Here is a 12718-nt window from a genome sequence, read left to right on the forward strand (position 1 = left end):
ACATGGTTGTTGTGGATGAATTTTATCATGCTATAATATTTAGTTTTGCATCAGAAGAAATAGTGAAAATATTGCAGAAAATAAAGGATCAAAAGGAAAACGAAGTTCTTCTTATAAAGGATAAAATTATTAAATACGAGGAAAAAAGAAGAACTCATGAAGCTTGGTATCAATCCTTACCTGCCATTAAAAAATTTTTTACAGGCCGTCCTCCGAGCCATCATCAAGCAGTTGAATACCTTGTAAATGTAAAACAAAGATTAAGTACGATTGAAGAAATTAAAAAACGCATAATTGAATTAGATAGAATTATAGATTTGGTAGAAAAAGAACCTGAGCAAGAACAGCTAATATTACCACATGACATTGTCGAAGATATCAAACAATTGAAGGAATCGGGGGGATCCCACCAATGACCATTCAAGCCTTACATTCCGGCCTGGACACAATATGGGTAGTGCTAACAGCAGCAATGATTCTTTTAATGGAAGGCGGCTTCGCACTGCTCGAAGCGGGATTTGTCCGCTCGAAAAATAGCGTAAACATTATTATGAAAGTTTTTGCTGATATCACTATTGGAACGCTTTGTTATTATTTAATTGGCTTTGCATTAATGTACGGTGCTGATTATTTTGGGATAATCGGTAAGAATGGATTTATGCTAAAAGGCAATTTTTCTTACTTACATTTATCTATTTCATCTGATACTTTTTGGTTATTCCAAGCAGCCTTCGTGATTGCTGTCATTTCAATTGTTTCCGGTGCAGTCGCAGAAAGGATTAATTTTCGCGCCTATCTGCTTTATGTCATATTAATGACCGCGCTTATCTATCCAATTGCCGGCCATTGGGTATGGGGCGGAGGCTGGTTAGGAAAGCTGGGTATGGAGGATTTTGCCGGTTCTGCTGTTATTCACGCATTGGGAGGCTTTTCAGCGTTAGCAGCTGCGATCCTGATTGGTCCCAGAAAGGGGAAATTTACTTCTAAGGAAGGCTCATCCATTGCCTTGCCAAGTAATTTACCGCTTGCATCAGTAGGAGCCTTTTTATTATGGTTCGGCTGGTTTGGATTTAATGCGGGAAGCACTTTAACTGCGACAGATGTGCGTATCGGTCATATCGCTATTGTGACAATGCTATCCGCAGCAGCAGGTGGAGCTGCTACCTTGATTTACACCCTATTCCGTTACGGTCGATCTGATGCGCCATCAGTCATTAATGGTTCCCTTGCCGGTCTGGTAGGAATTACTGCGGGATGTGCATTTGTCAGTGATCAGTCGGCCATTTTAATTGGCATCATATCCGGTTTGTTGATGATGGCTGCTACGAATTGGTTAGAAGCCAAACAAATCGATGATCCGGTTGGAGCATTTCCAGTACATGCTGTTTCAGGTATATGGGGTACAATAGCTGTGGGCTTATTCGCCACAAAGGGCGGACTCTTCACTGGAGGCGGATGGCACTTATTGGGGGTACAATTTTTGGGTCTAGTTGTTTTATGTTCCTGGGGATTTTTATTAACGTGGATAGGATTAAAGGTTATTAATTTATGGGTTCCTATTCGCGCAACCGACGATGAAGAGGAAGTTGGCTTGGATATTAGTTATCATGGAATCATGGCGACACATACTTCTCCGGAATTTATCAATGTAGAAGATTATTTTGCCAATCAAGAAAAAGCAACTTTTAAGCACTCAAAGCACTCATAGGAGTGCTCAGGCTGTCGAAAAACTTTCGATAGCCTTTTATTTTATCCATTTCCTTTAACATTTCACCGCGTTAATTTGTTATAATATTATTAATATATAGGTTTTTCAACAAGTCTGTTGATTTGCGCTCCAGGACCTCCCCACGGAAAGCGAGTGCCCGGAGCGGAAATCAACAGGCCAGTTAGCAGAGACAATATTTTAATAAAAAATCGGTAATTTAGATTCAGACAAGATAAAAGATTGCCGAGAAAAATATCCTTTCTCGACAATCTGAGCATTCATAAGAGTGCTTTTTTTTATCGATAAATTGAAGACATAGCCCCACACGAGAACTTTGGAAGATTTATAAATATAGAAGAGTACATCAATAATATTTAAAAGGGTAGGCTGAAATGAAATCAGCCTATTTTTTTACATTGAAATAACTTTTTTATAATCCGTAAAAAGTAAAATTTTATAAATGGCATATAAGAAACTATGTCGAATTAACGCTTTAAAGCAGATAAGACTAATTTATCTAAAAAAAATTTTTATTCATTCGACAAAAAATGACAAAACTGAATATTTTAATGTGTCATAATAATCTTAAAATTTATTATATTATGATATTATATGAAGCAGGGGAATTTAAAATAATTAAAATTTCAGGTAGGTGTAAATGTGAGTAATCAACCTATTCTACAAATTAATGACTTGAAGGTTGCATTCCAATCAGGGAAAAAATCCGTTCCCGCTGTTGATGGAATAAGTTTTGAACTGAAAAAAGGCGAAATTTTAGGGATTGTTGGCGAATCCGGCAGCGGGAAAAGTGTCACCTCCTTAACTGCTATGGGTCTAATACCTTCTCCGCCGGGTAAAATCGAAAAAGGTGAAATCATTTTTGACGGAAAAGATTTAACGGGTTTATCCGAAAAGGACTGGCGAAAAATTCGAGGAAATCAGATTTCAATGATTTTCCAAGAACCCATGACATCATTGAATCCATTGTTTACGATAGGAAATCAGCTTAAGGAAGCTATCTCTCTACATACAAAACTTTCTAAGGCGGAAGTAAAGGTCCGGAGTATTGAATTGCTAAGATTGGTTGGAATTCCACGGGCGGAAGGAATCCTTCAAGAGTATCCGCATCAGTTATCCGGCGGAATGCGGCAACGGGTTATGATTGCGATGGCAATGGCTTGCAATCCTAAAGTGTTAATTGCGGACGAGCCGACAACCGCACTTGATGTTACCATTCAGGCGCAAATCCTTGCGCTAATGAAGGACTTGAATAAAAAAACAGACACATCCATCATTCTAATCACCCATGATTTAGGAGTAGTTGCGGAAATATGTGAACGGGTTATTGTTATGTATTCCGGACAAATCGTCGAACAGGGAGACGTTAAGACCATCCTGAAAGATCCGCAGCATCCTTATACCAAGGGACTTCTGAGATCTGTTCCGGATTTAAGAGGGAAAAAGGACCGTCTATACAGTATTCCCGGAAGCGTACCGGCACCCGGAACCATTAAAAAGGGCTGCAGATTTGCTGCAAGATGTGCAGAATCCTTTGGTCAATGCCATGAAGATACCCCGGCTCTATATAAAACAGAAAAATTAGGGCATGTGGTTCGATGTTTCTTACATGCAGTTAAAGAGGGGAGTGACCAACATGCCGGAGTTACTTCTTGAGGTAAATGGTCTGAAAAAATATTTCCCGATTACGGGTGGCCTACTAGGCGGCAAAAAAGGTGAAGTGAAAGCGGTTGACGATGTCTCCTTCTACGTCAAAAAAGGCGAGACATTGGGAATCGTAGGTGAAAGCGGTTGTGGGAAGTCTACAACAGGCAGGCTCCTTATGAGATTAATAGAAGCAAGTGAAGGAAAGATTGTTTTTGAGGATAAAGAGATTACGAGCATGTCAAAGTCGGAGTTACGAAGAACCCGCAGAGATATCCAAATGGTGTTTCAAGATCCATATGCTTCGTTAAATCCGCGGCATTCCGTTGAACAGATTCTTGAAGAACCTCTTATTGTACATGGAATAGGAACGAAAGAGGAACGAAGGAAACAAGTGAGAGAGATGCTCGAGGTAGTAGGCTTAAGCAGCTACCATGCAAGGCGGTATCCACACCAATTCAGCGGCGGGCAGCGTCAACGGATTGGGATTGCAAAAGCGTTGATGACGAAACCGAAACTAATTATAGCTGATGAACCTGTATCAGCACTTGATGTTTCCATCCAGGCTCAAGTACTTAACCTTATGAAAGATATTCAAAAGGAATTTCAGCTAACATACATATTCATTGCTCATGATTTAGGGGTAGTCCGTCACATAAGCGATCGTGTTGGTGTGATGTATTTAGGCAGATTAATAGAATTAGCTGAAAGTGAAGAGCTTTATGATAACCCTAAGCACCCGTATACCAAGGCACTCCTTTCGGCGGTGCCGATACCGGACCCTGATATCAAAAGGGAAACAATTTTAATCCAGGGTGAACTTCCAAGCCCTGCAAATCCTCCATCCGGTTGTGCATTCCATACAAGATGCTCACAATGCATGGATATTTGCAAAACGACTAGGCCTGAGGAGCGTAATCTCAATGGTCATTATGTGGCATGTCACTTGTATAACGAGTAAGATGCTGCGTTTATGATAAAAAATAATAAGAGAAAATGGGGGAAAAAGAGCTCATGAAGAGAACAATGAAATTGCTTTTGATTTCAATTCTGGCTATCAGCATGTTCCTTGTAGGCTGCAGTAGCCAATCTAGCAAGACTTCAACTAATGGCGATTCAAAGTCTAGCAGTACGCCGAAAAAAGATACACTTGTATACGGCCGCGGCGGTGACTCCACATCTCTAGACCCAATTACTTCAACTGAAGGAGAAACCTTTAAGGTTACGAAAAACATTTTTGAAACACTTGTAAATTATGGAGACCAGGATACAACTTTACATCCGGGACTTGCTGAAAAGTGGGATGTTTCTGCGGATAGTCTGACTTACACCTTCCACCTTCGCCAGGGAGTAAAATTCCAGGATGGCACAGACTTCAATGCAGATGCGGTCGTATTTAACTTCGATCGCTGGATGAACGGTGACGAGAAGCAATTCCCTTATTACACAATGTTTGGCGGATATAAAAAAGATGATGGACATGTTATCAAAGAAGTAAAAGCACTGGATACAAATACAGTCCAGTTTGTATTAAAAAGACCACAGGCACCGTTCCTTAAAAACTTGGCAATGTCTGCATTTGGGATTGCAAGCCCAACAGCTGTTAAGAAATATGGCGACAAATTCAGAGAAAATCCTGTCGGTACCGGACCATTCAAATTCGTTGAGTGGAAGCAAAATGACCGGATTACTCTTGAAAAGAACCCTAATTACTGGCAAAAAGGCTTACCTAAGTTAAACAAAGTTATTTTCCGTGTTATTCCTGAAAACACAGCAAGACTTAATGCCCTTTCAAATGGCGAAATTGATGTGATGGACGGTCTAAACAATTCAGATGAGGCTACCGTTAAGGCTAACGACAAACTTCAAGTTATCAAGCGCCCATCCATGAATGTAGGCTATTTAGGTTTCACCGTAACTCGTAAACCATTTGACAACAAGCTTGTCCGTGAAGCTCTTAACTATGCAGTTGATAAAAAATCAATTATCGACGCATTCTACGGCGGTCAGGCAGTTGCTGCCAAAAACCCAATGCCTCCTTCCATTGAAGGATATGACGATGCAGTTGATGCTTATCCATATGATTTGGAGAAGGCGAAACAATTATTGGCACAAGCAGGTTATCCAAATGGATTTAGCATGAATTTATGGGCTATGCCTGTAGCTCGTCCGTATATGCCTGAAGGAATGAAGGTTGCTGAGGTTATCCAGGCAAGCTTCGCTAAAATCGGTGTTAAAGCTAAAATTCAAACTGTTGACTGGGCTACTTACTTGCAGAATGCAGCAAAGGGCGATTTTGATGCCTATATGCTAGGTTGGACAGGAGACAATGGAGATCCTGATAACTTCTTATATACACTGCTCGACAAAGACAGCATTGGAGCTAATAACTATTCCCGATACAGCAGCGACCAGTTACATGACATTTTAATTAAAGCGCAGACTGAAACTGATCAAGCTAAGCGTAATGATCTATACAAGCAAGCTCAAGTCATCATCCACGATGATGCTCCATGGGTTCCGCTTGTTCACTCAACTCCGCTATTGGCAGCATCTAAAGACGTTATCAATTACTTGCCGCACCCAACCGGTTCTGATCTTTTAAGCAATGTTGAATTTAAAAACTAACTAGTTAAAGGGGGAGGGAGCTTTGCCTCCCCTTTTGTTAGTAAAAAGGAACTCTCGGTATTTACTATATATGTTTTGAAAAAGAGGTGAGCTTACTTGTTTACATATTCGGTCCGCCGTGTATTTTCGTTAATACCGGTATTAATTGGTATGACTCTTGTTGTTTTTGCGATTATCCATGCCATTCCCGGGAACCCTGCACAAGTGATACTCGGACAAAGGGCAACGAAAGAAGCAGTGGCTGCATTAACTCAACAATTAGGATTAGATAAACCTTGGTACATACAATATTTTGACTATATTAAAGCACTCCTTCATGGGGATTTGGGAACTTCAATGCGGACAAGGGGTCCGATCAATACGGAAATTTGGCCCTATTTAGCAGCAACAATTGAACTTACCGTTGTTGCAATGTTGATTGCTGTCGTCGTTGGAGTGAATGCGGGGATTATCAGTGCCTGGTTCTCCAAATCGTGGTTTGATTATGTTGCGATGATACTTGCTCTTGTGGGAGTGTCGCTGCCGATTTTCTGGCTAGGCTTAATGGAGCAATGGGCATTTTCTATCCACTTAGGATGGTTTCCGACTACCGGAAGGGAGGATGTCAGGGATCCCGTCTCGGCAATCACTAACCTTTATTTGATAGATACACTGTTGCAGGGAAGATTTGATCAATTTGGCGCAGTTGTTCAGCATCTGGTTTTACCAAGCTTTGCTCTTGCTACAATTCCAATGGCGATTATCGCAAGGATGACCCGTTCCACAATGCTAGAGGTAATGAAATCAGATTATATCCGAACAGCAAGAGCAAAAGGATTAAGGATGTTCTGGGTAGTGTACAAGCATTCCTTAAAAAATGCAGTCATCCCTGTTCTTACCATTATCGGTTTGCAAGTGGGTCTTCTTCTGGGAGGCGCCATCTTAACGGAAACCATTTTTGGATGGCCGGGTATTGGAAGATATTTATATGACGCAATTGGATACCGCGATTACCCTGTTATTCAGTCGGGAATCTTGATCATTGCTGCAATCTTTGTATTGATTAACTTGATTGTCGACCTTTTATATGTCGTGGTTGACCCAAGGATTAAATATAGTAAATAGGAGGGATCTAATGTGGCTGAACTTGTAAAAAATACGGCAAATATCACGACGGTAAATGTTGAAGAAGAGCTCACACCTCCCTGGAAGGAAGCATGGCAGTCTTTTTGCAAAAACAAGCTCGCTTTAGTCGGTCTTGGAATTGTTATCTTTTTTATTCTATTAGCGTTTATTGCCCCATCGGTTGCTCCCTACAGTTCTACAGATCAAAATTTGGTCGAAAGGCTACAGGCGCCATCAGGCAAGCATTGGTTTGGCACAGATGATTTCGGCCGTGATATTTTTTCAAGGATCCTATATGGTGCAAGAATATCGTTATGGGTTGGTTTTTTCTCTGTGTTAGGTTCTGTAATTCTTGGGACTTTATTGGGAATTGTAGCCGGGTATTACGGCCGCTGGGTGGACGCGATTATTTCTCGCTGCTTTGATATCATGCTAGCGTTTCCGAGCATTCTTTTGGCGATTGCGGTAGTGGCTATTTTGGGACCGTCACTTCAAAATGCACTGATTGCAATTGCTATTATCAATATCCCTAACTTTGGAAGGCTTGTCCGTTCGAAAGTGCTTAGTGTAAAACAGGAAGAATATATCATGGCAGCACGTGCTGTTGGAATGAAAGATACCCGTATTCTTTTCCGTCATATCTTGCCAAATAGCATCTCACCGGTTATTGTCCAGGCAACTTTGGCAATTGCAACTGCAATCATCGAGGCTGCGGCATTAGGATTCCTTGGATTAGGTGCACAGGCACCAACTCCTGAGTGGGGGAAAATGCTATCTGATTCAAAGCAATATCTCGTACAAGCACCGTGGACATTATTTTTCCCGGGGATCGCGATCATGCTGACGGTATTAGGATTTAATTTAATGGGCGATGGATTGAGGGACGTTCTTGATCCGAAAATGAAACAATAACATCGGAGACCCGTAGTGGGTCTCTTATTTTAATTCAAGGAAACGAAAAGGATTTATAATAAAACTTTTTCCTTAAGAAGGATAACTAAGGTATGGTTAATTTTGTAACTCTATGAATTAGAGGGTTTTTATAAAAATAGTAACTTGAGGGAGAACTTAATTCAATAGTTCTTTCTTTTTTATGCAACAAAATGTATAAATTTAGTAAGTTAATGAGTTTATAATTGTAAGCGTTTTCAATTAAAATATGGCTTATTTTCTCTTTTAACAGAAAATTAGTTCATTTTTCTATTGAATAATTATTAATTCGAAAGTATAATAATTCATTATATATGCAACGTAGGAGATGGAAAAAATGAAAGCTTCGATAGTTGGAGGAACAGGCTACGGCTCTGTCGAGCTAATTCGATTAATTAATAAGCATCCTTATATGGAATTAGGCACAATTGTTTCCAACTCTCAGGCTGGGAACAGTTTTAGTCAAACCTATCCACACCTTACAGGAATAATCGAACAGCGTATGGAAGATTTTGATGCCAGTAACTTAAGTGAAAAAAACGACATAGTTTTTCTTGCTACTCCTTCCGGGGTAAGCAGCAATCTTATTCCGAAACTTTTAGATAACGGCATTAAATGTATAGATCTTTCAGGGGATTTTCGGCTTAGGTCCACTGAAGAATATGAATTATGGTATAAGCATTCACCGGCAGATGAAAGCTATTTAAAACAAGCAACCTATGGATTAAGCGAAATTTATACGGAAAAAATAAGGTCCGCTAAATTGATTGCTAATCCAGGCTGTTACCCAACTGCATCCACACTTGGTCTTTTGCCAATTGTAAAAACTAATTTGGCAGATAATAAATCTATCATTATTGACGCCAAATCCGGGGTTTCAGGTGCAGGAAGGGGACTTTCATTAACATCACATTATGCGGAAATAAACGAAAATTTAAAAGCATATAAGCTGGGGGCACATCAACATATTCCGGAAATTGAGCAAGTGCTTCAGGATGAGACGGGAACCCAGATTACGATAACATTCACTACCCATCTTGTACCGATGACAAGAGGTATCATGTGCACGACCTATGTAAACTTAAAAGAAAATATTTCTACCGAGCAAGCAGTTCAATTATACACGCAATTTTACGAAAAAAATCCTTTCGTAAGGATTAGAAAACCAGGAACTATTCCAGCAACAAAAGAGGTTCTGGGCAGCAATTATTGCGATATCGGTTTACACGTTGACCCACGGACCAACAGATTAACCATCATATCAGTAATCGACAATCTAGTTAAAGGGGCTGCAGGCCAAGCAATTCAAAACGCTAATTTGATGAATGGCTGGGATGAACGGGCAGGTCTCGATGATTTACCATTATATCCATAATAAATAAATTGCTAGTTAGCTAGCTTGGAAATATGAGCACAGGGAACTTTAAAGGAGGAAACTAGATTGACGCCAATGACAACGAGTAAAGAAATCGTAATTCTTGAAGAAGAAAGTGTAACCTTGCCAAAAGGTTTCAAAGCAGGTGGAATACACTGTGGAATTAAAAGAAAAAAGCTTGATCTAGGTTATATTGTATCTGAAGTTCCAGCTGTAGCAGCAGGTGTATACACAACCAATATATTTCAAGCAGCACCACTCTTAGTAACACAAGAAAGTATTGCCAAAGAAAATAAAGTTCAAGCGATACTTGTTAATTCCGGGAATGCGAATGCTTGCACAGGGGAGCAAGGATTACTTGATGCATTTGAGATGCAAAAGGAATTTGCTTACGAGTTAGGCATCATGGAACACCTCGTAGCAGTCACTTCAACAGGTGTAATTGGAGAACTGCTGCCGATGGATAAACTAAATGCAGGAATTAAACAAATCCTTCAACCTGAATATGAAAATGCAGCCAATTTCAAACAAGCCATTCTAACAACAGACACTTGCATTAAGCAAATTGCCGTACAAGTAAAAATTGACGGAAAAACGGTAAGCATTGGCGGTGCGGCCAAAGGATCAGGAATGATCCATCCGAACATGGCAACGATGCTTGGGTTTGTTACAACTGATGCCAATATTGCCTACGATGATCTACTGCTTGCATTAAAGGAAATTACCAACCAAACATTCAATATGATTACCGTCGACGGCGACACTAGCACTAACGATATGGTTTTAGTCATGGCAAATGGAATGGCTGAGAATAATCAGCTTACAAAAGACCATCCAGATTGGGACTTATTTGTGGATGGATTTAAAGTAGTCTGTGAGTCACTTGCTAAAAAAATTGCTAAAGATGGTGAAGGGGCTACAAAGCTTATCGAAGTCCAAGTCAACGGCGCATACGGCTCAGACGCAGCAAGAGCAGTAGGAAAAGCGATTATCTCTTCCAATCTCGTAAAAACGGCTATTTACGGAACAGACCCAAACTGGGGAAGAATCGTTTCAGCAATCGGTTATAGCGGAGTACCTGTTGAGCCAAATGCAATAAAAGTAGCAATTGGACCATTCCTAGTATTTGAAAACGGCTTGCCTAGTCCGATAGTGGAAGAGGAAGTAAAAGAATATTTAGAGCTTGAGACAATACAAATTTTTGTTGAGTTAAACCAAGGAAAGTACAGTGCAACAGCATGGGGATGCGATCTAACATATGATTACGTAAAAATCAACGCATCCTACCGCACTTAAAGGAGGAGCATGATGAAATATTTAGTCATTAAGTGTGGAGGAAGTGTGTTAGAAAATCTGCCAAGATCATTTTATGAGGATTTAGTTAAAATTCATGAATCGGGAGAATGGACTCCAGTCCTAGTCCATGGCGGAGGTCCCCTTATTACGGGATTACTAAATAATTTAAATGTCGAAACCACCTTCGTGAATGGTCTTAGAGTAACCAATCATGAAGTTTTAGATGTTGTAGAAATGGTGCTAAGCGGTTCGGTTAATAAACAAGTTGTAAGGAACATTGTTGAAGTAGGCGGAAATGCATTCGGTGTTAGCGGTGTGGATGGGACATTGTTAAAAGCAAAACCGAGCGATGATTCAGAAACATTAGGTTTTGTGGGAGAAGTAGTTGAAGTAAACAAAGAAGTGATAGATGGAATTATCTCTCAAGGATATATACCGGTGATATCACCAATTGGTATTGACACCGGCGGGCAGCGGTACAACATTAACGGAGATATTGCTGCATCTGCCATTGCCAAGGCTTTAAGTGCAAATCTTTGCTTTATCAGTGATATTCCAGGGATTTTAGTTGAACAGAATGGCAAAAAGGAAAAACTCGATATAGTAACAAAGGCAAAAGTCGAAGAATTGATTGACAATCAAACGATTTATGGCGGGATGCTTCCGAAAGTAACTGCGGCAATTGACGGGCTTGTTCATAAAATTCCGGAAGTCGGGATTATTAACGGATTTGATAAAAATAGTCTGATAGATTATTCGAACGGCAAGGCAATTGGAACAAAAATTGTTTTAGAAGAGGAGATAGCGTAATGGCAAACGACACTTCCATCTCTCTGACATCACCACTCATGGCAACCTATGGAAGATTCCCTATCACATTAGTGAAGGGAAAAGGAAGTTATGTGTGGGACGATCAAGGTAATCAATTATTAGATTTCACTTCAGGAATTGCCACTTGTAACTTAGGGCATGTTCCCGATGTTGTAAAAGAAAAACTGGAAGAACAATTACAAAACTTATGGCATTGTTCGAACCTTTATCACATCCCTAATCAAGAGCAGCTTGCATCACTACTGACTGCGAACACCTGTGGAGACCAAGTTTTCTTTTGCAACAGCGGTGCCGAAGCCAATGAGGCAGCGATAAAACTGGCGAGAAGATATTCACAAAAAATAAAAGGAACAGATTCCTTTGAGGTAGTCACCTTTAAGCAATCCTTTCACGGAAGAACATTAGCAACCCTATCGGCAACAGGCCAGGAAAAGATTCAGCAAGGCTTTTTGCCGTTAGTGCAAGGATTCAGCTATTTGCCGTTTAATGATATGGATGCGTTAGATCAGATTCTTACACTCAAACCAGCTGCTGTTTTGCTTGAACTAGTTCAAGGAGAAGGCGGTGTCATTCCGGCAGAGCCGGAGTGGGTGGAAAAATTGGCGCAGATTTGTGAACAAAATGATATTCTCTTGATGGTCGATGAAATCCAAACAGGGATGGGCAGAACCGGTACATTATTTGCCTACGAGCAATACTCGATTGAACCGGATGTCATCAGCATTGCCAAGGGCCTTGGCTCAGGATTTCCGATTGGGGCGATAATTGCTAAAGAAAAAGCGGCAAATGCATTTGAACCGGGCAGCCACGGAAGTACCTTTGGCGGGAATCCGCTGGCGACTGCCGCAGGAGTCGCGACGGTTTCACATATAGTTGAAAGTAATCTATTAAAACAGGTAAAAGAAATTTCAGCCTATTTAGATACACAGCTTCAAAATTTAAAGGAAAACTTTCCTCAGATAAAAGAAATTCGCGGTAAAGGGCTGCTAAAAGGATTGGTTGTAGATGGGAATGCTCCGCAAATTGTTCAAAAAGCATTAGCAAACCAATTACTACTATTAACAGCAGGGCCTGATGTTGTCCGGATCCTACCGCCATTAACCGCATCAAAAGAAGAAATAAACAAATTTAAAGCTACGATGGAAATAGTTTTCCAAAGTATGTAACGAAAGGCGAGTGAGTGT

The 12718-nt window shown here is 40.4% G+C and carries 11 protein-coding genes; all 11 read left to right on the forward strand.

Going from position 1 to position 12718, the window contains the following annotated elements; translation table 11 throughout:
* The first annotated feature begins 2 nt into the window (after positions 1-2).
* The 11 genes from J2S10_RS19075 (at position 3) to J2S10_RS19125 (ending at position 12700) form a co-directional block, all read left to right on the forward strand.
* Entirely contained in the window at positions 3-416 is a 414-nt protein-coding gene (locus J2S10_RS19075; protein ID WP_307410806.1) for a hypothetical protein, read from the forward strand.
* A complete protein-coding gene (locus tag J2S10_RS19080; RefSeq protein WP_307410809.1) occupies positions 413-1708 on the forward strand; it encodes an ammonium transporter in 1296 nt (431 codons plus the stop codon). The genes J2S10_RS19075 and J2S10_RS19080 overlap by 4 nt, the downstream gene beginning before the upstream one ends.
* Before the next feature lie 660 nt (positions 1709-2368).
* A complete protein-coding gene (locus J2S10_RS19085) occupies positions 2369-3382 on the forward strand; it encodes an ABC transporter ATP-binding protein (RefSeq protein ID WP_307410812.1) in 1014 nt (337 codons plus the stop codon).
* On the forward strand, positions 3363-4331 hold the full coding sequence (locus tag J2S10_RS19090; RefSeq protein ID WP_307410814.1) for an ABC transporter ATP-binding protein: 969 nt from the start codon (positions 3363-3365) through the stop codon (positions 4329-4331). The genes J2S10_RS19085 and J2S10_RS19090 overlap by 20 nt, the downstream gene beginning before the upstream one ends.
* Positions 4332-4384: 53 nt before the next feature.
* Positions 4385-5998: an ABC transporter substrate-binding protein gene (locus J2S10_RS19095; RefSeq protein ID WP_307410817.1), complete on the forward strand. Its 1614-nt coding sequence runs from the start codon at positions 4385-4387 to the stop codon at positions 5996-5998.
* Between the two features lie 96 nt (positions 5999-6094).
* On the forward strand, positions 6095-7102 hold the full coding sequence (locus tag J2S10_RS19100) for an ABC transporter permease (RefSeq protein ID WP_307410819.1): 1008 nt from the start codon (positions 6095-6097) through the stop codon (positions 7100-7102).
* 12 nt (positions 7103-7114) lie between these two features.
* Entirely contained in the window at positions 7115-8014 is a 900-nt protein-coding gene (gene nikC, locus J2S10_RS19105; protein ID WP_370876240.1) for a nickel transporter permease, read from the forward strand.
* Positions 8015-8369: 355 nt separating this feature from the next.
* Positions 8370-9407, forward strand: coding sequence for an N-acetyl-gamma-glutamyl-phosphate reductase (gene argC, locus J2S10_RS19110; RefSeq protein ID WP_307410821.1), 1038 nt, complete (start codon positions 8370-8372; stop codon positions 9405-9407).
* A 75-nt stretch (positions 9408-9482) separates the two neighbouring features.
* Positions 9483-10703 carry a bifunctional ornithine acetyltransferase/N-acetylglutamate synthase gene (gene argJ, locus J2S10_RS19115; protein WP_307410982.1) on the forward strand — a complete coding sequence of 407 codons (1221 nt, stop codon included), beginning with the start codon at positions 9483-9485 and terminating at the stop codon, positions 10701-10703.
* A gap of 12 nt (positions 10704-10715) precedes the next feature.
* Entirely contained in the window at positions 10716-11513 is a 798-nt protein-coding gene (gene argB, locus J2S10_RS19120) for an acetylglutamate kinase (RefSeq protein WP_307410824.1), read from the forward strand.
* On the forward strand, positions 11513-12700 hold the full coding sequence (locus J2S10_RS19125) for an acetylornithine transaminase (RefSeq protein WP_307410827.1): 1188 nt from the start codon (positions 11513-11515) through the stop codon (positions 12698-12700). The genes argB and J2S10_RS19125 overlap by 1 nt, the downstream gene beginning before the upstream one ends.
* Positions 12701-12718 lie beyond the last annotated feature (18 nt).

The sequence above is a fragment of the Neobacillus ginsengisoli genome (genome assembly GCF_030813055.1).

What these genes read in the sequence shown, in the direction of transcription:
- J2S10_RS19075 (WP_307410806.1), top strand. Translation starts at nt 3, where the DNA reads ATGGTTGTTGTGGATGAATTTTATCATGCTATAATATTTAGTTTTGCA.
- J2S10_RS19080 (WP_307410809.1), top strand. Translation starts at nt 413, where the DNA reads ATGACCATTCAAGCCTTACATTCCGGCCTGGACACAATATGGGTAGTG.
- J2S10_RS19090 (WP_307410814.1), top strand. Translation starts at nt 3,363, where the DNA reads ATGCCGGAGTTACTTCTTGAGGTAAATGGTCTGAAAAAATATTTCCCG.
- J2S10_RS19095 (WP_307410817.1), top strand. Translation starts at nt 4,385, where the DNA reads ATGAAGAGAACAATGAAATTGCTTTTGATTTCAATTCTGGCTATCAGC.
- argC (WP_307410821.1), top strand. Translation starts at nt 8,370, where the DNA reads ATGAAAGCTTCGATAGTTGGAGGAACAGGCTACGGCTCTGTCGAGCTA.
- argJ (WP_307410982.1), top strand. Translation starts at nt 9,483, where the DNA reads ATGACAACGAGTAAAGAAATCGTAATTCTTGAAGAAGAAAGTGTAACC.
- argB (WP_307410824.1), top strand. Translation starts at nt 10,716, where the DNA reads ATGAAATATTTAGTCATTAAGTGTGGAGGAAGTGTGTTAGAAAATCTG.
- J2S10_RS19125 (WP_307410827.1), top strand. Translation starts at nt 11,513, where the DNA reads ATGGCAAACGACACTTCCATCTCTCTGACATCACCACTCATGGCAACC.